General features: G+C 75.0%; 22 protein-coding genes. 13 read left to right on the top strand and 9 right to left on the bottom strand.

What is annotated here, in order from left to right; genetic code table 11:
- The first annotated feature begins 182 nt into the window (after positions 1 to 182).
- Both ABZ990_RS12240 and ABZ990_RS12235 read left to right on the top strand, forming a co-directional pair.
- The gene (locus ABZ990_RS12240; protein ID WP_361229365.1) at positions 183 to 2,354 is read left to right on the top strand and encodes a penicillin acylase family protein; all 2,172 of its coding nucleotides are present in this window, start codon (positions 183 to 185) and stop codon (positions 2,352 to 2,354) included.
- Complete coding sequence (locus tag ABZ990_RS12235; RefSeq protein WP_361229362.1) at positions 2,341 to 2,910, top strand: GNAT family N-acetyltransferase; 570 nt, start codon at positions 2,341 to 2,343, stop codon at positions 2,908 to 2,910. Before ABZ990_RS12240 ends, ABZ990_RS12235 begins: the two co-directional genes overlap by 14 nt.
- A gap of 404 nt (positions 2,911 to 3,314) precedes the next feature.
- Here the strand turns inward: ABZ990_RS12235 and ABZ990_RS12230 are convergent, their stop codons facing one another.
- The gene (locus tag ABZ990_RS12230) at positions 3,315 to 4,409 is read right to left on the bottom strand and encodes an amidohydrolase family protein (RefSeq protein WP_361229359.1); all 1,095 of its coding nucleotides are present in this window, start codon (positions 4,407 to 4,409) and stop codon (positions 3,315 to 3,317) included.
- A gap of 107 nt (positions 4,410 to 4,516) precedes the next feature.
- On the opposite strand from ABZ990_RS12230, the gene ABZ990_RS12225 reads away from it, so the two are divergent.
- Positions 4,517 to 5,629, top strand: coding sequence for an aminotransferase class V-fold PLP-dependent enzyme (locus ABZ990_RS12225; protein WP_361229548.1), 1,113 nt, complete (start codon positions 4,517 to 4,519; stop codon positions 5,627 to 5,629).
- Positions 5,630 to 5,713: 84 nt separating this feature from the next.
- Here ABZ990_RS12225 and ABZ990_RS12220 read toward each other — a convergent pair whose 3' ends face one another.
- The 3 genes from ABZ990_RS12220 to ABZ990_RS12210 all read right to left on the bottom strand — a co-directional run bounded on the left by ABZ990_RS12220 (position 5,714) and on the right by ABZ990_RS12210 (position 8,136).
- Complete coding sequence (locus ABZ990_RS12220) at positions 5,714 to 5,902, bottom strand: hypothetical protein (RefSeq protein WP_361229356.1); 189 nt, start codon at positions 5,900 to 5,902, stop codon at positions 5,714 to 5,716.
- Entirely contained in the window at positions 5,899 to 6,963 is a 1,065-nt protein-coding gene (locus ABZ990_RS12215) for an aminotransferase class V-fold PLP-dependent enzyme (RefSeq protein ID WP_361229353.1), read from the bottom strand. Before ABZ990_RS12215 ends, ABZ990_RS12220 begins: the two co-directional genes overlap by 4 nt.
- Positions 6,964 to 7,176: 213 nt before the next feature.
- A complete protein-coding gene (locus ABZ990_RS12210; RefSeq protein WP_361229350.1) occupies positions 7,177 to 8,136 on the bottom strand; it encodes a helix-turn-helix domain-containing protein in 960 nt (319 codons plus the stop codon).
- 70 nt (positions 8,137 to 8,206) lie between these two features.
- Here ABZ990_RS12210 and ABZ990_RS12205 point away from each other — a divergent pair, with 70 nt between their 5' ends.
- A complete protein-coding gene (locus ABZ990_RS12205) occupies positions 8,207 to 9,709 on the top strand; it encodes an MFS transporter (protein WP_361229348.1) in 1,503 nt (500 codons plus the stop codon).
- Positions 9,710 to 9,800: 91 nt separating this feature from the next.
- Here ABZ990_RS12205 and ABZ990_RS12200 read toward each other — a convergent pair whose 3' ends face one another.
- Positions 9,801 to 10,748 carry an AraC family transcriptional regulator gene (locus tag ABZ990_RS12200; RefSeq protein WP_361229345.1) on the bottom strand — a complete coding sequence of 316 codons (948 nt, stop codon included), beginning with the start codon at positions 10,746 to 10,748 and terminating at the stop codon, positions 9,801 to 9,803.
- Between the two features lie 91 nt (positions 10,749 to 10,839).
- Here ABZ990_RS12200 and ABZ990_RS12195 point away from each other — a divergent pair, with 91 nt between their 5' ends.
- From ABZ990_RS12195 to ABZ990_RS12170, 6 genes are all read left to right on the top strand, one after another.
- Positions 10,840 to 11,904 (top strand): zinc-dependent alcohol dehydrogenase family protein, encoded by a 1,065-nt coding sequence (locus ABZ990_RS12195; RefSeq protein ID WP_361229343.1) that lies wholly within the window; start codon positions 10,840 to 10,842, stop codon positions 11,902 to 11,904.
- Positions 11,905 to 12,267: 363 nt separating this feature from the next.
- Positions 12,268 to 13,344 (top strand): hypothetical protein, encoded by a 1,077-nt coding sequence (locus ABZ990_RS12190; protein WP_361229340.1) that lies wholly within the window; start codon positions 12,268 to 12,270, stop codon positions 13,342 to 13,344.
- On the top strand, positions 13,341 to 14,690 hold the full coding sequence (locus tag ABZ990_RS12185) for a histidine kinase (RefSeq protein ID WP_361229337.1): 1,350 nt from the start codon (positions 13,341 to 13,343) through the stop codon (positions 14,688 to 14,690). Before ABZ990_RS12190 ends, ABZ990_RS12185 begins: the two co-directional genes overlap by 4 nt.
- A 29-nt stretch (positions 14,691 to 14,719) precedes the next feature.
- Positions 14,720 to 15,463: a response regulator transcription factor gene (locus tag ABZ990_RS12180; RefSeq protein ID WP_361229545.1), complete on the top strand. Its 744-nt coding sequence runs from the start codon at positions 14,720 to 14,722 to the stop codon at positions 15,461 to 15,463.
- Positions 15,464 to 15,616: 153 nt separating this feature from the next.
- On the top strand, positions 15,617 to 17,068 hold the full coding sequence (locus tag ABZ990_RS12175; RefSeq protein WP_361229334.1) for a penicillin-binding transpeptidase domain-containing protein: 1,452 nt from the start codon (positions 15,617 to 15,619) through the stop codon (positions 17,066 to 17,068).
- 236 nt (positions 17,069 to 17,304) lie between these two features.
- Positions 17,305 to 17,763, top strand: coding sequence for a hypothetical protein (locus ABZ990_RS12170; RefSeq protein ID WP_361229542.1), 459 nt, complete (start codon positions 17,305 to 17,307; stop codon positions 17,761 to 17,763).
- Positions 17,764 to 17,829: 66 nt separating this feature from the next.
- Here ABZ990_RS12170 and ABZ990_RS12165 read toward each other — a convergent pair whose 3' ends face one another.
- The gene (locus ABZ990_RS12165; RefSeq protein WP_361229331.1) at positions 17,830 to 18,495 is read right to left on the bottom strand and encodes a TetR/AcrR family transcriptional regulator; all 666 of its coding nucleotides are present in this window, start codon (positions 18,493 to 18,495) and stop codon (positions 17,830 to 17,832) included.
- 52 nt (positions 18,496 to 18,547) lie between these two features.
- On the opposite strand from ABZ990_RS12165, the gene ABZ990_RS12160 reads away from it, so the two are divergent.
- The gene (locus tag ABZ990_RS12160; protein WP_361229328.1) at positions 18,548 to 19,459 is read left to right on the top strand and encodes a DUF2867 domain-containing protein; all 912 of its coding nucleotides are present in this window, start codon (positions 18,548 to 18,550) and stop codon (positions 19,457 to 19,459) included.
- Between the two features lie 46 nt (positions 19,460 to 19,505).
- Here ABZ990_RS12160 and ABZ990_RS12155 read toward each other — a convergent pair whose 3' ends face one another.
- Genes ABZ990_RS12155 through ABZ990_RS12145 form a run of 3 tightly spaced genes read right to left on the bottom strand, consistent with a single transcriptional unit; the run spans position 19,506 to position 23,637 of the window.
- Complete coding sequence (locus ABZ990_RS12155) at positions 19,506 to 20,186, bottom strand: response regulator transcription factor (RefSeq protein WP_361229325.1); 681 nt, start codon at positions 20,184 to 20,186, stop codon at positions 19,506 to 19,508.
- Complete coding sequence (locus tag ABZ990_RS12150) at positions 20,183 to 21,697, bottom strand: histidine kinase (RefSeq protein ID WP_361229322.1); 1,515 nt, start codon at positions 21,695 to 21,697, stop codon at positions 20,183 to 20,185. The genes ABZ990_RS12155 and ABZ990_RS12150 overlap by 4 nt, the downstream gene beginning before the upstream one ends.
- 59 nt (positions 21,698 to 21,756) lie before the next feature.
- Positions 21,757 to 23,637 carry a protein-arginine deiminase family protein gene (locus ABZ990_RS12145; protein ID WP_361229319.1) on the bottom strand — a complete coding sequence of 627 codons (1,881 nt, stop codon included), beginning with the start codon at positions 23,635 to 23,637 and terminating at the stop codon, positions 21,757 to 21,759.
- Between the two features lie 380 nt (positions 23,638 to 24,017).
- Here ABZ990_RS12145 and ABZ990_RS12140 point away from each other — a divergent pair, with 380 nt between their 5' ends.
- Positions 24,018 to 25,193, top strand: a complete 1,176-nt coding sequence (locus tag ABZ990_RS12140; RefSeq protein ID WP_361229316.1) for an MFS transporter — start codon at positions 24,018 to 24,020, stop codon at positions 25,191 to 25,193.
- Between the two features lie 86 nt (positions 25,194 to 25,279).
- Positions 25,280 to 25,519 carry a hypothetical protein gene (locus ABZ990_RS12135; protein ID WP_361229313.1) on the top strand — a complete coding sequence of 80 codons (240 nt, stop codon included), beginning with the start codon at positions 25,280 to 25,282 and terminating at the stop codon, positions 25,517 to 25,519.
- Positions 25,520 to 25,541 lie beyond the last annotated feature (22 nt).

Raw genomic sequence — 25,541 nt, 5'->3', positions numbered from 1 at the left:
TAACCCCACTCCGCCCCTCGCGCACCAGACCCCGGGCGCAGCCGCGTAAAGAGCATCAACGAGCGGCACCCCGCGAAGGCAACGAAACGTCAACTCACCACCCCCTCCCCCACTCACCCCGACCATGGGTTAAGTTAGGCGAGCCTTACCTAACAAGCGGCGAGTGGATCGGGGCGTACGCAGTGAGCATCGAGGTCTTCCGGGACGCCTGGGGCATCCCCCATCTGCGCGCCTCCGATCCCCTGGAACTCGCCCGCGCCCAGGGCCGGGTGACCGCGCACGACCGGGCCTGGCAGCTGGAGGTCGAACGGCACCGGGCCGAGGGCACGACGGCCGCGTTCCTCGGCACGGCGGAGACCGGCTGGGACGCCTTCGCCCGGCAGGCGCGGCTCGCCGACACCGCCCGCCGCTGCCACGCCCGGCTCGACGCGGAGACGGCCGCATGGGTGGCGGCGTACGCGGCCGGGGTCGACGAAGGACTGGCCGAAGGGGCCCGGCGGGCACCGGAGTTCGCGCGCACCGGGCTCGTACCGGGCCGCTGGGAGCCGTGGACCCCGCTCGCGGTGTGGCTGTCCACGCACATCCTGTTCGCCGGGTTCCCCACCAAGCTGTGGCGGGACCGGGTCGCCCGGCTGCTCGGCGAGGAGTGGACGGAGCTCTTCGCCACCGACGGCCCGGGCACGGCCGGCTCCAACGGCTGGGTCGTCGCCGGTTCCCGTACCGCGAGCGGCGCCCCGATCGTGGCCGGGGACCCGCACCGGTTCATCGAGGCGCCCGGCGTCTACCAGCAGATACGGCTCTCCTGCCCCGAGTTCGACGTGCTCGGCCTGGCCGTCCCCGGGGTGCCCGGCCTCGCCCACTTCGGCCACACCGGCACCGTCGCCTGGGCCATCACCAACGCGATGGCCGACTACCAGGACCTGTACCGCGAACGCCTGCGCCGTCTCCCGGACGGCCGGATCGAGGCCCTGGGCCCGGACGGCTGGGAACCGGCCGCCGCGCACACCGAGACGATCCCCGTACGGGACGCGGACTCTGTATCGGTCACGGTGATCGAGACGGCCCGCGGCCCGGTGATCGCCGGCGCCGACGCCCCGGCCCATGCCCCCACCGGCGGCCCGGCCGACACCCCGGCCGGGGACGACGCCCGGGACGGCGTCTGGGACGGCGTCTGGGACGGCGTCTGGGACGGCGTCTGGGAGGCCGTCAGTCTGCGTCATCCGCCGCGCGTCACCGGCGACCTGGGGTTCGCCGCGCTGCCCGCGCTGCTGCGGGCGCGCGAGGTCGCCGACGTCGACCGGGCCCTGGACGGCTGGGTGGAGCCGGTCAATGTCGTCCAGGCCGCCGACACCGCCGGCGGGCTGCTGCACCGGGTGGCGGGCCGGGTCCCCGTACGGGACCGGGCGAACCGGCTCCGGGTGGTGCCCGCCTGGGACGCCCGGCACGCCTGGGGCCCGGACCCGGAGCCGATGCCCCGGGCGGCGGTCGGGGAGTACGCGGTGATGGCCAACGAGCGCGGACCGGCCGCGCCGCTGGGCGTCGAGTTCGCGCCCGCGCACCGGGCCCGCCGGATCTCCGCCCTCCTCGACACCTCCGACACCTGGACCCCCGGGGCGATGACGGCGATCCACACCGACACCGACAACCCGTCCGCCGCCCGCCTCCTCGCGGCCGTACGGGAGACGGACCCGGCGGCCCTGTCACCCGCCGCCCGCGCCGTACGGGACCGGCTGCTCGGCTGGGACCGGCGGATGGCGGCCGACAGCACGGACGCCGGACTGTACGCGGCGGTGCGCGGCGCGGTCGTCCGCGGTCTGACCGCCCACCCGGCGTTCGCCGCCCTGCGGGGGCCGCGCCCCGACCCGTACCCCGAACTCTTCGCCCCCTGGCTGGCGTTGGGCGCGCGGGTCGCGTTCGCCGTGGAGACCCTGCTGGTCACCGGACCGGTCCCGGCCCCCGACGTGGCCCGGATCGTGCGCGAGGCCCTGGAGGAGACGGGCGCCGGGGACCCCCCGCCCACCTGGGGCACGACCCACCGGCTGGCCCCCTGGCAGGCCCTGCCGGACCCGGACGACACCTGGCCGGGGCTCGGCGGCGACCACGACTGCGTGCTGTCGACCTCCAGCGTGCCCGGCTTCACCGACCGCGGTGCCCGCGCGTCCGCGGCCCGCTTCGTCTGGGACCTCGCGGACCGGGACCGGAGTCTGTGGGTCGTCCCGTTCGGCGCCTCGGGCATCCCCGGCACCGCGCACCACCGCGACCAGCTGCCCCACTGGCTGCGCGGCGACCTCGTCCCCGTCACCACCGACTGGGCCCACCTCGTCCCCGAAGAGGACCACGATGACCAGCACTGAGTACGCCCGGACGATCGCGGGCTTCGGCACCGTACGCGTCGACCGCGTCGACCCCGCCGCCGACGCCCCGCTCCTGCACCGCTGGGTCAACGAGGAGCGGGCCCGCTTCTGGGGCATGCACGGCACCACCGTCGAGGAGGTGCGCGACATCTACGCCCACCTCGACTCGCTCCCCACCCACCACGGCTTCCTCGTCCACCGCGACGACGTGCCGGTGGCGCTCTTCCAGACCTACGAGCCCGAGGCCGACCGAGTCTCCGAGTGCTACGAGGTCCAGCCCGGCGACATCGGCATCCACCTCTTCCTCGCCCCCTCGGCGACCCCGGAACCGGGCTTCACCGAGCACCTGCTGACCGCCCTGCTCGACTTCGCCCTGACCGCCCGCACCCGCGTGGTGGGCGAACCGGACGCCGCCAACACCAAGGTCCTCACCCGCCTCGCCCGCACGGGCTTCACCCTCGGCCCGGAGATCGTCCTGCCGGAGATCGACCTCCCCGAGGTGCACATCCCGGAGAAGCGGGCGCGGCTGGTCTTCTACACCCGGAAGACGCCCTGAGCCCCACCCGAATTCCCCCCAAGCCCCTCACCATCACCCCCAAGAGGGGCGCCCCACCACCAGCGCCTCCCACCCACCTCCCCCCACCCACGGGCGGCGCCCACCCCCATCCCTTCAAGCGGGAGGGGTGCGGGGCGGTGCGCGCGAGACGGACGGGAGCGGGGGACGGGAAGGGGGTCGTGTTCGAAACGTAAAGCGTGATTTGTGGCGCGGAAAAAGAACGCTTCACGCACTACGGAGGCACCCGCGCCGTAAATCATGCAGTGCAGAACACGACCCCCGGACCGGCCCACGCGCACCACCCACGAACCCCCAGCGCACCACCCCGCAACCCCGAACGCGCCCCGCACCACCACCCCCACCAGCACAGCGCCACGCCACGCCCACCCGCACAGCGCACCGCGCTACGCGATCACCCGCCCGTTCACCACCACCCGCCGCGGCGCACCCAGCACCCGCACATCCGCCCTCGGATCCTCCCCGTACACCACCAGGTCCGCCGGCGCCCCCTCCACCAGCCCCTCCCGCCCCAGCCACTCCCGCGCCTTCCACGCGGTCGCGGACAACGCGTCGATCGCGGGGATTCCGGCGCGGGTGAGTTCCTCGACTTCCGAGGCGACGAGTCCGTGCGGCAGCGAGCCGCCCGCGTCGGTGCCGACGAAGACGGGGATGCCGGCGTCCCACGCGGCCCGCACGGTGTCGTAGCGCCGGGCGTGGAGCCGGCGCATGTGCGCAGACCAGCGGGGGAACTTCTCCTCGCCGCCGTCGGCGAGCCTGGGGAAGGTCGCGATGTTGACGAGGGTGGGGACGATGGCGACACCGCGTTCGGCGAAGAGCGGGATGGTGTCCTCGGTGAGGCCGGTGGCGTGTTCGACGCAGTCGATGCCGGCTTCGACGAGGTCGCGCAGGGAGTCCTCGGCGAAGCAGTGCGCGGTGACGCGGGCGCCGAGCCGGTGGGCTTCGGCGATGGCCGCCTCGACTTCGAGGCGCGGCCAGGACGGTGCGAGGTCGCCGAGGCCGCGGTCGATCCAGTCGCCGACGAGTTTGACCCAGCCGTCGCCGCGCCGCGCTTCGCGGGCGACGTAGTCGACGAGCTGGTCGGGTTCGATCTCGTGGGCGTAGTTGCGGATGTAGCGGCGGGTGCGGGCGATGTGCCGGCCGGCCCGGATGATCTTCGGGAGGTCGTCGCGGTCGTCGATCCAGCGGGTGTCGGAGGGGGAACCGGCGTCGCGCAGGAGCAGGGCGCCGGCGTCGCGCTCGATGAGGGCCTGCTTCTCGGCGGTGTCGGCGTCGACGGGCCCGTGCGCGTCGAGTCCGACGTGACAGTGGGCGTCGACGAGGCCGGGCAGGGCCCAGCCCTCGACGGTGACGGCGTCGTCGGCGAGGGCTCCGGGCCGCTCGAAGGTGACGCGTCCGCCGACGCACCACAGCTCGTCCCGTATGTCCTCCGGGCCTACGAGCACCCGCCCCTTCACATGCAGCACCACGTGATCGCTCATACCCGGCACTCTAACGAGGCGGCGGGGACGCCCGTGGGTACTCTGACCGGGAGCTTCACCTCGTACCAACCGATACGAACCGAATCGAAGAAGGCACTGCCGTGACCGTGACACATCCGCTTCTGGACCTGGCCCCGCTGACCGCCGGGCACTTCGCGTCGATCGAACGCCGGGTCGCCGCGCTGCTCTCCACGGAGCAGGACGTGGTGATCACGCAGGGCGAGGCGCTGCTGCCGCTGGAGGGCTGCATCCGCAGCGGCGCGCGGGCCGGTTCGACGGCGCTGAACGTGGTGACCGGTCCGTACGGGCAGACGTTCGGCAACTGGCTGCGGGACTGCGGTGTCACGGTGGTGGACCTGGAGGTGCCGTTCCACGCCGCGGTGACGGCGGAGCAGGTGGAGCGGGCGTTCGCGGCGCACCCGGAGATCGACTTCGTGTCGCTGGTGCACGCGGAGGCGGCGACGGGCAACACCAACCCGGTCGCGGAGATCGGCGAGGTCGTGCGGGCGCACGGCGCGCTGTTCTACCTGGACGCGGTGGCGTCGATCGGCGCGGAGCCGGTGCTGCCGGACGCGTGGGGTGTCGACATGTGCATCATCGGCGCGCAGAAGGCGATGGGCGGTCCCGCGGGTGTGTCGGCGGTGTCGGTGAGCGAGCGGGCATGGGAGCGGTTCGCGGCCAATCCGAACGCGCCGCGCCGTTCGTACCTGTCGCTGCTGGACTGGAAGGAGCGCTGGATCGACGGTGGCCGCAAGGCGCTGCTGCACGCTCCGGCGCAGCTGGAGATGCTGGCCCTGGAGGCGTGTCTGGACCGGATCGAGACGGAGGGTCTGGACGCGCTGATGGGGCGGCACGCGGCGGCCGCGGCGGCCACTCGTGCGGGTGTCCTGGCGCTGGGCGGCGGTCTCGCGCCGTACGTCCACGAGGCGCGGGACGCGGCGCCGGTGGCGACGACGCTGCGTTCGCCGGCCGGGGTGGACGCCTCGGAGCTGGTGGCGAAGGCGCTGGCGGCGGATCCGTCGCTGCCGCTGATCGCGGGTGGCGGGGCGCTGTCGAAGGAGATGATCCGGGTGAACCACTACGGGGTGGACGCGACTCCGGGCGCGGTGCAGTCGTCGCTGGCGGCGCTGGGCGCGGCTCTCGCGGAGACGGGCCGTCCGGTGGATCTGGAGGGTGCGCGCCGCGCGGTCACGGAGGCGTGGACGGCCGCCGCCCAGTAGACGTATCCGTACGGTCGCGGGCCGCCGGACACAGTGAGGCCCCGGCCGGTGGGCGACCCCCGCCGACCGGGCCCCGGCCGTCCCTCAGCCGCTTTCCATGCCGCCGCCGTGCCCGGCGAGGAAGAGCCGCAGGCGGATGAGGTCCTCGGCTTCGACGTGCACCCGCTGCCCCCAGTGGGTCGTGAGCCGGTGGGCGACGGCGACCAGCCGACGGCGGTCCTCCGGACCGCCGTCGGCGGGCAGCAGCCGGACGTCGAAGAGTTCGCGGGTCATCCGGCGAGGACCGCCAGGACCCGGTCGACGTCGGCGGCCGAGTTGTACAGGTGGAAGGAGGCCCGCAGGTTGCCCGCGCGGGCCGAGAGCAGCACCCCGGCCTCCCGCAGCGCGTCGGCGCGGTCGCCGAGCCCCGGGACGGCGACGACGGTCGAGTCGTCCGCGACGGGGGTGTGGCCGAGCGCGGCGAGTCCGGTACGGAAGCGGGCGGCGAGCGCCTTGTCGTGCGCCTCGATCCGCTCGATCCCGATCTCCTCCAGGAGCGCGAGGGAGCGGGCCGCGCCGTGGTACGAGGAGAAGGCCGGGGGCTCGTCGAACCGCCGCGCGGAGTGGGCGAGTTCGCGTACCGGCCCGTAGCTGTTGGTCCACAGCTCCTCGCCGGTGACCCAGCCCGCGTGGATCGGCAGCAGCGCGTCCTGGGCCTCCTCGGTGACGGTGAGGAAGGACGCCCCGCGCGGGCAGAGCAGGTACTTGTAGCCGCCGGCCACGGTGAAGTCCCACTCCCCCGCGTACAGCGGCAGCCAGCCTGCGGACTGGGTGGCGTCGCAGAGGGTACGGGCGCCGTGCGCGGCCGCCGCGGCGCGGACGGCCGCGAAGTCGGCGGTACGGCCGTCGGCCGACTGGACGGCGGAGAAGGCGACGAGCGCGGTGTCAGGGCGTACGGACTCGGCGAGCCGCTCCAGCGGGACGAACCGGGTCTTCAGGTCGCCGCGCACGGTGAAGGGGGTGATGACGGAGGAGAAGTCACCCTCGGGGAACAGGACTTCGGCACCGGACGGCAGGGACTGCGCCACCATGCCGACGTGGACGGAGACCGAGCTGCCGACCGCCACCCGGTCGGGGGTGACGTGCGCGAGCCGGGCGAAGGCGGCCCGGGCCTCGTCGACGATGTCGAAGTCTCCGGCGCCGTCGGGGCGGCCTGCCGCGGTCTCCTCGGCGAGCAGGGTGACGGCCTCGATGGCGCGGCGCGGCAGCAGCCCGCAGGCGGAGGTGTTGAGGTAGGTCCGGGTGGGAGCGAACTCGGCACCACCGAGGGGTACCAGGGTGTCCTGAGATTCCATGGCTCCAGCCTGGATCGCCGCCCCTCCCCCGTCAATCAGTCGGCCCTCCCCGCGGGCACCGCCCACCGCAGGAACGGGCGATCCGCGGCCCGCCGACCGCCGACCGCCGATCACGGGACGTCTCGCTCCCCGGTACGGAGGCGGCCGGCGGAAACCGGCTACCGGCTGACGGCTGACAGCAGATGGCGAGGTCAGTGGAGACGACGGGGGCCGTCACGCGCCCGTCAGCCGGCTGAAGGAGGCCCGGTACGCACTCGGGGTGAGTCCGGTCCGCTGGAGCATGTGCCGGCGCAGCGAGTCCGCCGTCCCGAGGCCACACGCGCGGGCCAGTACGTCCATCGGCAGCGCGGTGGTCTCCAGGAGTTCCTTGGCCCGCTCGACGCGCTGGTGCAGCAGCCACTGGAGCGGGCTGACGCCGGTCTCGGCGTGGAAGCGGCGGGAGAGGGTGCGCACGGAGACCCCCGCCTGGCGGGCCAGATCGGTGAGGGTGAGCGGCCGGTCGAGGTGTTCCATGGCCCACGCGCGCGTGGCGGCGAAGGAGACCCCCCGCTCGGGCGGCAGCGGGGTGAGCGTGAACTGCGCCTGCCCGCCGGGCCGTACGGGCGCGACCAGCGCGAGCCGGGCCACGGTGTTGGCGACGGCGGCGCCGTGGTCGGTCCGGATGAGGTGCAGACACAGGTCGATGCCGGCGGCGTAGCCCGAGGAGGTGACCAGTTGGCCGTCCTGGACGAAGAGGACGTCGTCCTGGAGATCGACGTCCGGGTGGAGCGCGGCAAGTCGTTCGCGGTGGGCCCAGTACGTGGTGGCACTGCGGCCGTCGAGGAGTCCGGCGGCGGCCAGGCCGAACGAGCCGGTACAGATGGCGGCGATCCGCTTGCCGTCGGCGGCGGCGCGGCGCAGGGTGTCGACGACACGCGGCTCGGGGGCGTCGACCGGACCGCTGCCGGCCAGGATCACCGTGTCGGCGGCGTCGACGGCGTCGAGTCCGCGCGGGATGTACAGGTCCAGGCCGCCGCTGGTGGCGACCGGGCCCGGGTCGGGCGTGCACACGACCGTCTCGTAACCGGGCCCGCCGTCCACCTCGACCTTGGCGAGCAGCAGTTCGGGGATGGCCAGGTTGAACAGCGAGACGGGCGGGGCGGCGACCACCGCGACGCGGCGGACAGCGGTCATGGCCAGAACCTCCGGTTGTATGGCATTCAGGCCACTACTGTAGGGCGCCGCCGCCCCGCAGCCTTGACCCATGACCTCAACCGACCGTCTCCAGAACGCCGTTGACGCCCCCACCACCACGACGCCCGCCACGACGTCCGCCACGCACTCGAAGGGCCGACCCTCCGCGCGCCGCACCGCCGGCCGGCGCCCAGGCTCCGGCCCCGGCCCCGGCCCCTACTCCAGCCCCGGCCCCGGCCCCGACTCCAGCCCCGGCTCCGGCGGCTCCCCAGGTCCGGCGCTCGTCGCCGCCCTGCTCGGGTTCGCGCTCATCACCCTCGACTCCTCCGTCGTCAATGTCGCCCTGCCCGCGATCGGCGCCGATCTGCGGACCGGGATGACCGGACTGCAGTGGGTGGTCGACGCGTACACGCTCGCCTTCGCCGCCCTGCTGCTGTCCAGCGGCGCGCTCGCCGACCGGGTCGGCGCGAGCCGGGCGTACGCCGGTGGAGTCGTCGGCTTCACCCTGGCCTCGGTCGCCTGCGGTCTCGCCCCCGCCCTGCCGGCCCTGCTCGCGGCCCGTACGGCCCAGGGCGTGGCGGCCGCGGTGATGCTGCCGGCCTCGCTCGCGCTGGTACGGGAGGCATACGGCGATCCGGCGCGGCGGGCCCGCGCGGTGTCGCTGTGGGCGGCGGGCGGCACGGTCGCCGTGGCGCTCGGCCCGGTCGCGGGCGGGGCACTGACCACGGCGTGGAGCTGGCGCGGGATCTTCTTCGTCAATCTGCCGCTGGGGCTGCTCGCCCTCGTCCTGCTGGCCCGGGTGGCACGTTCGGCCCGCCGTCCCGCGCCACTCGACCTGCCCGGTCAGCTGACGGCGGTGGTGGCGCTGGCCGGGCTGACCTTCGCCGCGATCGAACACGGCCCGGCGACGTGGTGGGCGCTCGGCGTGGCGGTGGTCTCCTTCGCCGCCTTCCTGCTGATCGAGGCGCGCCGGAAGCATCCGATGGTGCCGCTGGGCCTGTTCCGCGACACCACGGTGGTGGTCGCGGTGTCGGCGGGCGCGGCCAGCACCGTGGCGTTCTACGGCATGGTCTTCGTCTTCGGTCTCTACTTCCAGCAGGTACTCGGGCTGTCCGCGCTCGGCGCGGGCCTGATGTTCCTGCCCATGACGGGGCTGCTCGCCGCGGTGAACGTGCTGTCGGCCAAGGTCGCGGCCCGGTACGGGGCGCGGCTGCCGATCGTCACCGGCCAGATGGTGGCGGTGGCCGGGCTGCTCGGTCTGCTGACGATGGACGCCGGCACGCCCCGGGTCGTCCAGGCGCTGTTGCTCGTCCCGCTGGCGCTGGGCTGCGGCTTCGCGCTGCCGCCGATCATCGCCGCGATGATGGAGGCCGTGCCGGCCGAGCGCGCGGGCACCGCCGCCGGACTGCTGAACGCGATCCGGCAGACGGCGGGCGCGCTGGCGGTGGCGGTCTTCGGATCGCTGGCCGCCTCGGGAGTGGCGCACGCGCTGCGTCCCTCGCTCCTGATCAGCGCGGGTCTGGTGGCGGTGACGGCCCTGGCCTCGCTGCGGCTGCCGCGCCACCGCCGCTGAGCCCCGAGGGGGTCAGGGAGGCAGGGGCCGGCGGCTGAGGGCCGGGGGCCGGGGCTCTCGGGCCGGGGCTACGGGGCATGGGGACCGGCGGTCAGGACGCCGCCCGGTACCGGCCCGGGGCCACCCCGTACTCCCGCTTGAACGCCTTGGCGAAGGCGAACTCCGAGGCGTAGCCGGTGCGTTCGGCGACCGACCGGAGCGGCAGACCGCCCGCGCGCAGCAGCCGTCCGGCGGTCGTCATCCGCCACCAGGTGAGGTACGCGAGCGGCGGCCGGCCCACCAGGGTGGTGAAGCGGCGGGCGAAGGCGGCGCGGGAGAGTCCGCCGAGGGCGCCGAGTTCGCCGACCGTCCAGGGGTGGGTGGGGTCGCCGTGCAGGGCGCGCAGGGCGGCGGCGACGGCCGGGTCGGCGAGGGCGGCGGACCAGCCGGTGGAACGGTCGGCGCGCTCGGTCAGCCACCAGGTGCGCAGCAGGGACAGCAGCAGGGTGTCGAGGAGCGCGGGCACGATCGCGTCGGATCCGGGCAGCGGTTCGGCGAGTTCGGCGCCGAGCAGTTCGACGGCCGCGCGCAGCCGGGGGTGGGCACCGACGCGAGCGGGGATGTGGACGTACGGGGGCAGCTCGGCGAGCAGCGGATGGGGCCGGGTACGGCTCAACTGGTAGGCCCCGCACAGCAGCAGGGTCTCCTCGGCGCCGACCGGCCCCCGGTCGGGCGGGGTGGGCCAGGAGCCGTCGGGCAGCGGGACGGCGTCGGCGAGCGGGCTGTCGGGGTGGTCCGCGAGACCGTACGCGGTGCCGTGGGTGAGCAGGACGACATCCCCGGGCCCGAGTCGTACGGGAGGAGGCGGCAAAGCCGCGGCCGGGCCGCCGCCCGGCTCCTCCCGAGGGGGCAGCAGCCAGGCGGTGCCCTGGAGGACGACATGGAACCCGGCGGCCTTGCCCGGCGGGAAGCGGAGACCCCACGGCGCGAACCGCACCGTACGGGAGGAGTGCGGACGGCCGGTGCGCATGGCGGCGATGGCATCGCTCAGTACGTCCATGTCCCGCACCGTACCGTGCGAGACGATCGGACATGTCGCGAAGCCGGAGGGACATGGGCCGTCTCACCAACTGCCGCCTACGGTCGACGACATGGAAACGCAGCAGGCACAGATACCGTCGCAGTCGCAGTCGCAGAATCAGACCCCGGCACAGCGGGCGCGGCAGGGGACGACGACCCGGGCCGTGGTCTTCCACAAACTGGGCGGACCCGAGGTGCTCGCCGTCGAGGAGATCGCGCTCCCGGCGCCCGGGCCCGGCGAGGTGCGGGTGCGCGTCGAGGCGATCGGGCTCAACCGGGCCGAGGCGCTGTTCCGTTCGGGAGACTACTTCTACCAGCCGGCCCTGCCGGGCTCACGGCTCGGTTACGAGGCGGCGGGTGTCGTCGAGGAGACCGGCGAGGGGGTGACCGCGTTCGCGCCCGGCGACCCGGTGATGGCCGCGGCCAACTTCGACTTCGGGGTGCACGGGGTGTACGCGGAACACGTGGTGCTGTCGGAGGAGTATCTGGTGCCGCGTCCCACGGGGGTGGACGCGGTGGCCGGGGCGGCGGCGTGGCTCGCGTACTCGACGGCGTACGGCGGCATGGTGGAGGCGGGCGGGCTGCGGCCCGGCGCCCGTGTGGTGATCACCGGCGCGTCGAGCGGGGTCGGCACCGCCGCGATCCAGATCGCGCTGCGGGTCGGCGCGGTCCCGATCGCCGCCACGCGCGGCGCGGCCAAGCGCGAGCGGCTGCGCGCGCTCGGCGCCCCGCATGTCGTCGCCACCGACGAGCAGGACCTGGTGGACGAGGTACGCCGGATCACCGGCGGGGTGGGCGCCGACGTGGTCTTCGACGCGATCGGCGGACCCGGCTTCGCGCGGCTCGGCGGCGCGCTGCGCCCGGAGGGCACGGCGGTGCTCTACGGCTGGCTGGACCCGCGACCGGCCGAGGTGCCGATGCAGTGGCCGCTGACCGTGCGCGGGTACGCCAACGGCGCGGTGGTGCGATCCCCCGAGGGGCGCGCCCGGATGGCCGCCTTCATCGGCTCCGGGCTGCGCGACGGTTCGCTGTCGCCGGTGGTCGCGCAGGTCTTCGAGGGGCTGGAGTCGATGCCGGACGCGCACCGGCTGATGGAGTCCAACACTCACGTCGGGAAGATCGTGGTGCGGGTGTGAGACGGCGTACGGCTGGGGGCACCTCGCCGGGCGTGCGGCCTCCGGGTGACGGGCCTTCGGGCTTCCGGTCTCCGGGCTCCTGGGCTCCGGGTTTCCGGCCTCCGGGCGTACGGCCTCCCTACGCGCGGTCTCCGTACGCGCCGGACCGGGGCCGGGGCGTCACCCGCGCGGACGGCCGGGCTCCCCCGCGCGGCGGAGGCGGTTCGCCGTACGGCACGACGCGCCGGGCCGGGGCGGAGCCCGAGGGTGGAGGACATGACGACCTCCCTCCCCATCCCTCCGACTCCCGTTCCCCCGGGGCCCGTTCCACCGGGGCCCGTTCCACCGGCGCCCGGCACCGCCGTCCCGGGGCCGCTCCGCCGGGTGCTGTGCCTCCTCGCGATGGCCGCCTGTCTGCCGTACATCGCGCTCAAGGTCGCCTGGGTGGCGGGCAGCAGGATCGGCATCCCGGACGGCAGCGGACTGCTCGACCACCGGACCCTGATGATCGTCGCCAACGGTGTCAGCGTGCTCGCCGACGCGCTCGTGGTGCTGCTCGCGCTGCTGCTCACCCGGCCGTGGGGCAGCCGGGTGCGGGCCTGGCTGCTGGCCTTCCCGATGTGGGCGGCCACCGGGCTGCTCGCGCCGATCGTGACGGGCTATCCGGCCCAGCTCGTCCTCGCCGCCTTCGGCGACCGGGCCGGCGGCGGGTCCGGCGCCGGGGCCGGTTCCGGGCAGGCCGCCGAGCCGTTCCTCGACGCCTGGGTCTTCCCCGTCGTGTACGGCGGCTTCATCGTCCAGGCGCTCTGCCTCGGCACGTTGTTCGCGCTGTACGCCCACGACCGCTGGAGTCGGGTCTGGGCCGGGCGGCTGGGCACGGCGGCGGAAGAGACCGAAGGGACCCAAGAGGTTCAGGGAGTTCAGGAAGTTCAGGGGACTCAGAGGACTCAGGAAGCTCGACGGGCGCGGGGAACTCTCGGGGCCCCGGGGACTCGGGTGCGGGTGGCCGCGACGGCCGGGGCGGTGCTCGCCGCCGGGCCGGCCGCGATGCACGCGCTGTGGGCGGCGGGCGCGACCGTCGGCCTGCCCGCCGCGTACGCCTCCGAGTACCACGGCGACCAGGCGGTCGTGGATCTCCTCCGGGCGCTGTTCCTGGTGGCCGCCGTCGTGGCCACGCTGTGCCTGGCCTGGGACCGGCCGGCCGGCACGCCGGTGCGGACCACGCTGGCCTGGGCGTGGGTGGCGTCCGGGGCCGCGGGCTGCTGGGGCGCGTACATGACCCTGGTGTGCGCGGTGACACGGGTGTCGGGCGGCCCCATGGAACAGGCCGGAAAGCTGCCGACGGCTCTGATGATCACCACCTACGCTGGCGAGATGCTCACCGGATTCCTGCTCGCCGGCTGTCTGGCCGCCGTACTGGCCGCCCGGAGCCGCCGCCTCGCCCCGGACTCGGCGGAGTGACGGCGACCGTCGTGTGCCGGGCGCTCCTGGGACAGCGGGCCAGACGGCGCTGGTTCCATCTCGTCCTGGGCGGCGCCCTGTTCATGCCGTTCTGGCTGATCGGCACCGTGGTCGTGAGCCCGTTCTTCGGCCATGGCGCGCTGTTCGGCGACACCTTCGCCGCGCAGTTCGCGGCGTACGGGGTGGGGCTGCCGCTCGCCGCCCTCACCGTGTTCTTCCCGCTGGCCCGGCCGATGTCGGTGGCGGCGGTCCGGACGCTGTGCGCGGTGCCGCCGGGGCGGCTCGCGGACGGCCCGGCGCGCGGGTGGGGCGCCCGGGGGCGGGCAGCGGCCTGGTTCACGCTGCACTCGGCGGTGGGCGCGCTGTTCAGCGGGATCAGTCTGGCGCTGCCGCCGTTCGCGGTGGCGCTCATGGTGCTGCCGTTCTCGGCCCGGCTGCGCGGCTCGGAGCTGGTCGGGTTCTGGCGTACGGGCGAGGCGGGACCGGCCTGGCTCGGGCCGCCCTCCGGGCTGCTCATGCTGCTGGCGCTCGCGGGCGCGGCGAAGGTGACGAGCGCAGGGCTCGCCGCCGTCGCGCCCCGGCTGCTGGGGCCGAGCCCGGCCGACCGGCTGGCCGCCGCCGAACGGAGGGCCGCCGAACTGGCCGTACGCAACCGGCTCGCCCGTGAACTGCACGACTCCGTCGGACACGCGCTGAGCGCCGTCACCCTCCAGGCCGCGGCGGCCCGCAGGATGCTCGACCGGAGCACGACGGGGCAGGGTGCGGGCGGGGGTACGGGCGGGGGCAAGGGCTCGGGTACGAGCGGGGGTACGGGTACGGCCGCCGGTCCCGCCGCCGACCCGGCCGCGGACTTCGTACGGGAAGCGCTGGCCGCGATCGAGGAGACCGGGCGGCGTACGCTCGGCGAACTCGACGCGGTCCTCGGCCTGTTGCGCAGCGGCGAGGACGACGGGGCGCTCGCGGCGCCCGGTCTGGAGGCGCTGGACGCGCTGGTCCGGGGCGCGGGCGCGGCGCGGGTGGCGCTGACGGTGCGCGGGGACCTCGGGCGACTGCCCGAGGCGGTGTCGCGCGAGGGGTACCGGATCGTGCAGGAGGGGCTGACCAACGCGGTGCGCTACGCGCGCGGCGAGAAGGTGACAGCGCGGATCACGCTGTCGGGCGACGAACTGGAGATCATCATGGAGAATCCGCTGTCCGGCCCGGCGCCGGTGGCCCGTCCCGACGGCGGGCGCGGCCTGCGCGGGGTCGCCGAGCGGGCCCGGCTGCTCGGCGGGAGCGCCGGGGCCGGTCCGGTGGACGGGATCTGGCGGCTCGCCGCCCGGCTGCCCGCCGGGGGTGCCCGGTGATCCGGGTGGTGCTCGCCGACGACGAGCGGATGGTGCGGACGGCGCTGCGGGTGATCCTGGACGCCGAACCGGACCTGGAGGTGGTCGGGGAGGCGGCGAACGGCGCCGAGGCGGTGTCGGTGGTGCGCGAGCTGCGGCCGGACGTCGTCCTGATGGACGTACGGATGCCCGGCATCGACGGCATCCAGGCGACCCGGCGGATCCTCGCGGGCCGGCCCGACGGGGTGGAGGAGACGGCCGGGGCGGAAGGGCCGTACGGGCGTGACGGGGCGGCCGGAGTCGCAGTCGGCGCCGGGGAGTACGGGAGCGGGGAGTACCGGGGCGGGGAATACGGGGCCGGCCGGAGCGGGCCGAGGGTCGTGGTCGTCACCACCTTCGAGAACGACTCCTACGTCTACGAGGCCCTGCGCGTCGGCGCCTCCGGTTTCCTGCTGAAGCGGGCCGCGCCGGAGGAGCTGGTGAGCGCGGTGCGGCTGGTCGCACGCAGCGAGTCGCTGCTCTACCCGGCCGCCGTCCGAGGTCTCGCCGCCGAGCACGCCCGCCGGCGCCCGGCGCCCGCCCCGCCCTGGGCGGCCCGGCTCACCGACCGCGAGGCGGAGGTGCTGCGGTGGATGGCGAAGGGGCTGACCAACGCGGAGATCGCCGGGCTCATGGGCGTCGGCCCGGCCACGGTGAAGACCCATGTGGCCGCCGTCCTCGCGAAGACGGGCACCCGGGACCGTACACAGGCGGTGATCGCGGCGTACGAATCGGGATTCATCACCCCCGGCTGAGCGGCGGCCCGACCCCCGCCGCCCCCTCCGGCCCGGGAGCCGGACCGGGAGCCGGACCGGGAGCCGGACCGGAGGGGCGCCTTCCATGAAGGTTCACTGAGAATCCGGGCCGGCCGGAACGCGGCCCGTGCGCCCACTCGTCCCGCATATGGGATGAACAAGACGATCAGAAGGGCCTCGGTCTTCTCGCTGCTCCTGGTGCTGGCCCTGCTGGGCCGCGCCACCTGGGTGCAGGCGTACGAAGGCAAGGCCCTCGCGCACGAGAAGTCCAACCGGCGGACCACCATCGCGCAGTACGCGCAGCCGCTCGGGAACATCGTCGTGGCCGGCTCGCCGGTCACCGGCTCGACGCCGACGAAGGGCGGCGATCTCGCGTACAAGCGGAACTACACGGACGGCGCGCTGTACGCGGCCGTCACCGGCTACAGCTCCCAGGCGTACGGGGCGACCCAGCTGGAGGGCATCTATTCCGACATCCTTGACGGCACCGACGACCGGCTGAAGAACCCGCTGGACGCGATCACCCGCAAGCAGGCGGATCCGGGCACCGTCGTCACCACCATCGACCCGGACGTGCAGAAGGCCGGGTACCGGGCGCTCGGCGACAAGAAGGGCGCCGCCGTCGCGATCGACCCGAAGACCGGCCGGATCCTCGGGCTGGTGTCGACTCCGTCGTACGACCCGTCGGCGATCGCCGGAACGACGGACGGCGAGGCGTGGCAGCGGCTCACCGACGACCCGGACAAGCCGCTGGTCAACCGGGCGCTGCGGCAGCCGCTGCCGCCGGGCTCGACGTTCAAGCTGGTCGTCGCGGCGGCGGCGCTCGAAGACGGGCTGTACGGCTCGGTGGACGAGCCGACGCGCAGCCCGGACCCCTACACCCTGCCCGGCACCCGGACCGTGCTGCCCAACGAGAACGCGTCCGCGCCCTGCGCGAACGCCACGATCCGCACCGCGCTGCGCTACTCCTGCAACAACGTCTTCGCGAAGATGGCCGTCGACCTGGGCCAGGACAAGGTGCGAGCGACGGCGGAGAAGTTCGGCTTCGACGACAAGAAGCTGGACGTGCCGGTACGGGCCTATCCGAGCGTGTACCCGTCGGGCATGGACCGGGCGCAGACCGCGCTGACCGGCATCGGGCAGTTCGACGTGACGGCCACGCCGCTCCAGATGGCCATGGTGTCGGCGGCCATCGCCAACGACGGGCTGCTGGCGGCGCCGCACATGGTGAGCGAGGTCGTGGACTCCGACGGCGACGCGCTCCAGACGTTCCGGGACGGGGACACCCGGCGGATCGTGTCGGCCAGGACGGCGGAGCAGCTGCGGGACGCGATGCGGACGGTGATCGAGGAGGGCACCGGCACGAACGCGGCGATCCCGGGTGTGGAGGTCGGCGGCAAGACCGGTACGGCGCAGCACGGCGAGAACAACAGCAAGACGCCGTACGCGTGGTTCACCTCGTACGCGAAGGACCCGGCGACCGGGAAGGAGGTCGCCGTGGCGGTGATGATCGAGGACTCGGGCGCGGCGCGTTCGGAGGTCTCCGGCAACGGGCTGGCGGCGCCGGTGGCGCAGCAGATGATGCGGGCCGCACTGAAGGGCTGAGGGGCTGAGGGGCTGACGGACCGACGGGCTGCGCGCCCGGGGCGGCGTAAGTGACCTGTGGCGGGGGCCGGTTGATCACCGGCCCCCGCCGCACGATATGCAGGTGCCTTGATCATGCGCCTCGGGCACCTCATACGCCCCGGGCGTTTCCCGCACCTCGCGTCGCGCCCGTCGGCGCGCGCCCGCTTCCCGGAGGACCCGCCGTGCGTCTGCCCCGTTCCCTGTCCGGCTGGACCATGGCCGTCTTCGGCGTCCTGGCGGCGGCCCTCGGCCTGGTGGGCCTGATCCGGCCGGAGGTCATGATCGGCCTCATGGGGCTGGACCCCGCCCCCGGGGCGGACCGCGCGGACGGCGACCACACCCTCCTGTTCCTGACCGCTTCCTCGATGGCGGCGCTGAACATGGGCGTCTACTACGTGCTGGCCGCGCTCGCCGACTGGAAGCCGTTCTTCCGCTGGACGGTGCCGTTCCGGCTGCTGACCTGCACGGTGTTCACGCTCACCGTGGTCGCCGGGCGGGCCCCGGCGGGCTTCCTCGGGGTGGGTCTGTGGGAGGGGACGGGCGCCCTGGTGACGGGTGCCGCGCTCCGCTACGAGTCACGGCGCGCGGCCCGTACGGAGCCGGCGGCCCAGGCCAACCCGACCCAGGCAGACCCGATCCAGACCGAGCCGGCCCAGCCGGAGCCGGCCCGGTAAAGCCGGGCCCCGTACGCCCGTACCTCCGTACGCCCGTACCCCCGCACGCCCGTACTCCCGCGGCCCTCAGGGCTTGAGCAGCGCCTCGGTCACCGCCGCCAGATAGGCGGCGTCGAGCGGGACCGCCCCGGGGAGCGCGTGGGAGAGCTGGGCGTGGCCCAGATAGCTCGTGTACGACAGGAAGCCGCGGTGCCGGGCCTCGGCGGGCGGGAAGCCCAACTGCTCGAAGAGCCGGGCGAGATAGCCGACCCGGCGCTCGGTGACGCGGGCCAGCACCGCCGCCACCTCGGGGTGGTCGCCCGCGGCGAGCAGCCGTACCTCCAGCGGATCCTCGGCGGCGGAGGCGGTCGCTGCGCGCAGGAGCGCGGCGAGCCGGCCGGCCGGGTCGGGCTCGGCGGCCTCCATGGCCGCGATGATCCGCTCGGTGGACACCTCCTCCCAGCGCGCGAGGGCGGCGGCGACCAGCGCGTCCCGGCCGGTGAAGTGCCAGTAGAAGCTGCCCTTGGTGGCGCCGAGGCGGGCCGCGAGGGGTTCCACGGCGACACCGGCGAGGCCGCGTTCGCCGAGCGCGGCCAGGGCCGCGTCGGCCCAGTCGTCGGCGGTCAGCCGGCGGCGGGCGCCGCGCCGCGCCCGGGCGGCCGGGGCTCCGGCGGCCGGGACGCCGGTGTCCGCGAGGGGCGCACCGGTGGCGGAGAGGTCCGTGGAGGGGGCGGATTCCGGGTGCTCGAGCATGGACCGTACGCTACCGTACGGAGAACATACGCTCCCGTATGGAGGTGCGGCCATGCCCGCTGCGCGCACGGTACGAAACGCCCATCACAGGATCGTCGAGGCCCCGGCCGAGACGGTCGGAGCCCTGGTCGACCGGCTGTCCGCGCCGGACGATCCCCTCTTCCCCACCCCGGTCTGGCCCGCCATGGTCCTGGACCGGCCGCTCTCCGTCGGCGCCGACGGCGGGCACAGCTCGGTCCGCTACCGGGTCACCGCCTACGAACCGGGCCGCTCGGTCCGGTTCGACATGACCGAGCCCGGCCTGGGCAAGGGCCACCACCGGATCGACGTCGAACCGCTCGGGGACGGTCGCTGCCGGATCTCCCACCGGCTCGAAGTGGCCATGGACACCCGGTCGTTCGCGCTCTTCAAGGTGGCGATCGAGCCGGTGCACGACATCATGGTCGAGGAGCTGTTCGACAACGTGGAGCGGGCCGCGCTCGGCTCCCTGCCCCATCCGCCGGCCCGCCGCCCGCCCCGTGCCCTGCTCGCCAACCGGCTCGCCTGGCCCCTGCCGAAGGCCGTACCCCTCCCGGCCGGCGCCCGGCTGCTGCGCGAGGCGGTCCCCCGCCCCGACTACGCCGACGCCTGGCACCTGCCGCTGAAGCCGGGCATGCCCCGCGACCCGCGGGCCTGGCGGGGCGTCCTGCCGTTCCCCGAACGCGGCACCGGCGAACACGAGCTGATGCTCGGCGAGGACGCCTCCCACCTGGACTTCCGGGCCTCGGTGGTGGTCGACGACGAGGGCGTCACCCTGGCCACCGCCGTACGGATCCACAACCTCCTCGGCCGGGCCTACTTCGCCCCCGTACGCCTGCTCCACCCGCCCCTGGTCCGGCTGATCCTCCAACGGGAGCACCGACGGCTGGCCTACGCCACCCCACCCGCCGGCGAACGCAACCGGACACCGGGGACGGCCGCCTGAGAACCCCGGCCGGGCCGCGCCCCCGCGACCCGCGGAGTCGGAACCCCTACCGGGGGGACTGCTCGGTGGAGGCCAGGCCGGACTCCCAGGCCCAAGCGGCGATGCCGACCCGATTGCGTACCGCCAGCTTGCGCTGGAGGCCGGCCACATGGGTCTTGACGGTGGCGAGCGAGATGAACAGCTCCTCGCCGATGTCGGCGTTGGACAGACCGGCGGCCACCAGCGCCGCGACCTCCGCCTCGCGAGGCGTCAGCGGCTCGGCGGGACGTCCCGGCTCCCGGCGGGCCGGCGGGATGAGCCGGTGCAGCATGCGCGCGGTGATCTGGGGGCTGATGAGGGCGTCACCGGACATCGCCGCGCGCACCGCCTCGACCAGCAGCGCCGGTCCGGAACGTTTCAGCAGGAATCCCGAGGCTCCGGCGCGCAGGGCGGTGTTGACGTACGCGTCGAGGTCGAAGGTGGTGACCACGACGACCCGGAGGGGCGGGTCCGCACCGGGACCGGCGAGCCGCCGGGTCAGTTCCAGGCCGTCGAGGCCCGGCATCCGGATGTCGGCGAGAAGGACGTCGGGGCGCAGCCGCAGGGCCGCGTCCAGCGCGGCGGCACCGTCCGCCGCCTCGCCGATCACGGTCATGTCGGGCTGGGCGTCCAGGACGAGGCGGAAGCCGGCCCGGATGGCCTCCTGATCGTCCGCCAGCAGGATCCGGATGGCGCCGGTGCCGCTCATGCGCGGGTCTCCTCGTGCGTCGTGGGCCGCGCCGGGGCGGTGCGCCCGGGCCGGCCGGTGGTCGGGGTGACGGCGTCGGACAGCGGGAGTACGGCCGTGACCCGCCAGCCCACCGTCCCGTGCGGCCCCGCGGCGAGCGTGCCGCCGAGCGCCTCGACACGGTCGGTGAGGCATGCGAGGCCGGAGCCGCCGCCCGACCGCTCCGGAAGCGGAGAGACGGAAACAGCCGCCCCGGTTCCGACCCCGGCCCTGGCTCCGGTGCCGGTGCCGGTGCCGGTGCCGGTGCCGGTGCCGGTGCCGGCCTCCCCACCACCCCTGGCCGCCGCCCCGGCCACGTCGGTGACGGTGAGGCGCAGCGCCCGGCCGTCGCCGTACGGAACCCGCCGGGCGGCGATGTGGACGGCGAGGACGGCCGGGGCGTGGCGGCGCACGTTGGTGAGGGATTCCATGACGACGCGGTAGCCGGTCGCGCCGACCTCCGCGGGCAACCCGTCCAGCACACCGTCGGGTACGTCAAGCCGGGCCCGAACCGTGCCTGTGCGGGTGAACCGGGCCGCCAGGGCGGGCAGTTCGCTCAGGTCGCGGCGGCGCTCGGAGACGGGCGGCGAGTCCTCGGGGCGGGAAGGCCGTCCGGACATCCGGACCCGGGCACCGACCGGGCCGGCCGTCTCCCCTTCCCCACCGCCCGGCCCCGTGGCAACCCCGGAATCCACGGGGTCCACGGAACCCTCAGGACCCTCGGGATCCGCCTCCCGGTCCGGGTCCTCCTCGGCGTTGAGCATCGAGACCGTGCGGTCCATCGCGGCCAGCGCGTGCAGCCCCGCCTCCTCGATCCGCGGCAACAGCTCCACGGCCCGCCGGGGATCCTCCCGGGCCAGGTGCCGCGCCGCCTGGACCAGGACCACCACGCCCATGACGTCGTGGGCGGCGAAGTCGTGCAGGTCACGGGCGACTTCGAGGCGGTGGCGCCGCCGCTGGTCCATGAGCGCCCGGCGCCTGGTGGCGTCCTGGACGCGCAGATATCCGCCGAGCGCCGCGGCGCCCGCCGCCGGCAGGGACCAGAGCAGGCACAGCACGGCGATCTCCTCCGGCGGCGAGGGCGGCGTGAGATACGGGGCGATCCGCAGGGGAAGGAGGGCGACCGCCGCGCCGTACCCGAGGGCGTGGACAAGGGCCCAAGGCCGCCCGCTCGCCCGGCGTACGGCGGGCACCGCGAGGACGGGCAGGGCGCAGGTCTCGGCGGCCCACCACCAGACCGTCGCGTCGGCGACCGGCCCCCAGTGACAGGCCGTCAGCACCACAGAGGCCACGGCGACGAGCCACGGCCACCGCCGGACTCCGGGAGGCAGGGGCAACCGGGCCGCCGTCGCCACCGCCGCGCCGGTCACCGCCGCTCCCACGGCGACGACCGCGACGCCCGCGGTGGGCACGGTCGCCCACGCGGCGACGGCCAGGCCGGACAACAGCAGCCCTCCGAGGGCGCGCGGGAGGGGCAAGTGCCGGTCACTCATGGGCACCGACCCTACGAGACACCACCGTACGTCGCAGGGACGACCCATTGGCAGCGGGATCAGTCCCGCTCGGTCCACCACGGCCGGGTTCCCGACAGGGCGCGCAGCGCGTTGGTGGCGCAGTGCACCTCCCCGCCGACGGTGCCGACGTGGTGCGCGTACGCCCAGTCCTCCACCCAGGAGATCCGGGTGCCCGTGCCGCTCAGGGCCCGCTCGGCCGCCCGCTCGAAGACGTCGCGGCCGCCGGTCCGCGGCGCGTGCTGGCGCGGCGCGAGGTAGACCCCGGTGCCGGTGCTCACGCCGTTGGCCGCGGCGGGCAGGTAGTTGGCGACGAGGTCCCGGCGCGGGTACCCGGCGGGCAGGTCGATCTCCCTGAAGAGAGCGGGGACCCGCACGACATAGCGGTCCGTCAGACCGGCCTGTTCCTTCAGGGTGCGCAGGGCCGCGTCGATGCCCTTCCGGGCGATCTCGGTGCCCCGGGTGAGCGAGGGCTTGTCCAGGGCGCCGGCGACCGTGAGGCCGGGGTCCTCGGTGTCCCCCGGCGCGATCCCGTGGACCAGCGGCTCGTCGCCCCGGCCCTGGGCCACGAGCTCCTCCAGGAGCCGCCTGCCCAGGCCGGGGTCGGCGACGACGGCCACCCAGCCCCGGTCGTTCCGGGCCGGGACGAAGGACAGGAACTCGTCGATGTGCCCGACCCCCAGCCAGCTCGTGTCCACCGCGAGGGGCCGCTGGTAGCCCTGCGCGGCGAGCATCCGGGTGAAGGAGACGTCCGGCGATTCCTTGCCTCCCGTACCGCCGTGGACGATCCGGCCCACCGGGTAGTGGTGGCCGCGCCAGGTGTACGGCGGGAGGGTTCCGAAGTTCCCGGTGGAGCTGAACGACCCGTAGTACAGGTTGTCGTCACTGCCCACGCGCCCGGGGTCGTACTGCTGGATCACTCCCGTGCCGGGGCCCCGGAGCAGCGTGAACGCGCTCCGCGAGGCGTCCCTGAGCGGGAAGTCGGGGGTGGCCGTGCCAGGCATCACGTCGGCGGACCGCACAATGACGCTGATCCGGTGTTCCCGGCCGCCCGGCGCGGGGATGGAGGCGTAGGCGGTCTTGAACAGGTCCTGCATCCAGACGTCGCCGCCGGTGGGGTAGTTGAAGAGCGGGGCCGGCAGCCCTGCCCGGTCGAGGCCGCGCCGCAGATCGCGGCGGAACTCTGCTTCGCCCGGCTGTACGGGGCGGGGCCGCGCGGCGGGATCGTAGGGCTTGCCGCGTTCCAGCTCGGCGGGCCCGGTGGTGTGGTCGGCCGTCATCATCCGGCGTATCGGCATCAGGTCGTGCTGGAACACCAGGGGCGCGACCCGCAGCCGTACCCGGTCCTCGGTCGTGACGCCGTCGCGGTCCACCCGGAGGACGAGGTCGGTGAAGCCCGCCCACTTCGCGGGGTCGCGGACGAAGTCCGTGGCCTCCACGCCGAGCCGGACGCCGTGCCGCAGTTCGCCGGCGGTCAGCCGGTCGCCGGGCCCCAGCGGGACCATGCGGCCGTGCCGCCGGGCGAAGATCCGGACGTACTCCCGGGAGGCCGGGTCGGCGGCCACGGTGGCGGTGGTCCCGGCCGCGACGGGTGCGGCGGTGATCCGCACCGGCGCGAGGTCGGCGAGGTCGGCGGCGCCGTCGACCACGGTGTCCGAAGCGTCGCCGCAGTCCGCCAGACGGTCGTCGGGAAGGCGCGCGCCCGCGGGGCCCACGATGGGGCAACGCCGCCGGTCGTCGTCGATGTCGGGCAGCATCAGCGCACCGCGCTCCCGGGTCCAGGCCGTCTTGCCCGCGTCGTCGTCCGGGGTGACGAGGCCGTCCCGGTCGGTGTCCGCCCGGATCACCGGCCCGGGCGGCGCGGCGTGTGCCGACGGGGCCGGGAGCGTCCCGGTCACGGCCGCGAGCAGAACCGCCCCCATAGCGGCGGTCCTCCCGCGTGTCCGGCGGGAGGGGCGGCGGGGTGCGCGCCCGGCCGTGCGGTCGCGGGGGACGGTGGGCGAGGGGGCCGGCGGTGTGTCGTGGTCCATGGCCCCACCCTCGGCCAGGGCCGTGTCGCGCGGCATCCATCCGATGGCCGGTTCCGGTGCGGCGGACGGCGTCCGTCTCGTACTTTCGGCTGATCGCCCCGGGCTCGGGGGCACCCGGGGATCACCCCGGCGGACGGCTCCTCGGCGGACGTGGCCGGCACCCGAAGCCGTCCGCGCCGGATGCCGCCGGCGTCTCGGGATGTCCCCGCCCGTCCGGGAAGTAGGGCATATGACCGATCCGGGGCGGCCACCTCAGAGGCCAGCCTGCGCACATGCGCGTTCCCCTCTATCTGACCGCCGTCCTCGTGTCCGGCTTCGGCACCACGGCGCTGTGGCTGGTCTCCGGCGTCTGGGTCAAGTCGCTCACCGGCTCCGACGGCCTTGCCGCGCTCACCGCCTTCGCCCTGTGGGCGCCCACGCTCCTCGGGCCGCTGCTCGGCTCGCTCGCCGACCGGGTCCGGCGGCGGCCGCTGCTGATCACGGCGAACCTGGCCATGGCGGCACTGCTGCCGCTCCTGCTGATGGTGGACGGGCCCGGCAGGGTGTGGCTGCTGTTCGCCGTCCTCCTCGCCTACGGGACCCAGGGCGCCGTCCACGAGGCGGCGGAGACGGCCCTCGCGGCGGGCGCGCTCGACCAGGACCGGCTCGGGGACCTCAACGGGCTGCGCACGACCGTCACCGAGGCGATGAAACTGCTCGCCCCGCTCGTCGCGGCGGGGCTCTTCGCCCGGTACGGCGGCGGGCCCGTCGCCCTCCTCGACGCGGCCACCTTCGCGCTGGCGGCCGGGGCGTTCGCCCTGCTGCGGGTACGGGAGGAGCGGCCCGCACCGCACCGGCGGCCCCGGCTCTTGGACGGCGCCCGGCTGCTGTGGGAATCCCCGGTGACCCGGCGGCTGATCCTCGCGGGCGGCTTCACCATGCTGCTCGCGGGGCTCAACGGCGCGCTGATCTACGCCGTCGTCGACCGGGTCCTCGGCCGCGCCCCCGCGTACGCCGGTGTGCTGTACGCGTTCCAGGGCGCCGGGTCCGTCCTCGCCGGGCTGACGGCGGGTCCGCTGCTGCGGCGGCTGCCGGAGCGGGCACCGGCCGCGCTGGGGCTCGCGCTGTTCGCGGTGGGCGCGGCGGGGCGGGCCCTGCCGTACGCGACGGGCGCGCTCGCCGCGAGCGTCCTGATCGGGGTGGGGCTGCCATGGGTGCTGATCGCCGCGACGACGGCGGTGCAGCGGCAGGTCCCGGCCGAAGCGGTGGGCCGGGCGGCGGGCACCGCGCACACCCTGCTCTTCGCGCCGAACGCGGTGGCCCTCGCCCTCGGCGCCGCTCTGGCGGCCGTGGCCGACGTCCGGGTGATGCTGCCGCTGCTCGGGGCCGCGGGCCTGGCCGGTGCGGTCCTGGTCGCCCGCGCGGGGCGCGGAGTCCGTACCGGCGGGCAGTCCCTCACCGGCGGCTGAACGGGTGGGCAGAGACAGGCGGGCGGACAGGCGCACCGGCGGATATTCGCGTGACGGGCACGGCCCGGACCGGCAGGATGCCCGCCATGCCTCAGCCCCAGGGATTCGTCCACGCCCAGCGCTCGGACGGCAGTGTCGTCATCACCCATCGCGGCCGGGCCGCGGCCACTCTGCGCGGCGGGCGGGCGGCCCGGTTCCTGGCGGAGGTGGAGGCCGGCGACCCGCAGCTGGTGATGGCGCGATGGACGGGTTCGTACAAGTTCGGCAATGAACGTACCGCCCGCCAACACCCGCGTCACCAGGGTGGCCGAACCGGGCGCAGGTAAGGGAACGGCAAAGCCACCCTGT

Source organism: Streptomyces sp. NPDC046203, assembly GCF_040646255.1.
Lineage (GTDB): Bacteria > Actinomycetota > Actinomycetes > Streptomycetales > Streptomycetaceae > Streptomyces.
The sequence above is the reverse complement of the archived record's forward strand: the minus strand, read 5'-3'. Positions and strand labels throughout refer to the sequence as shown.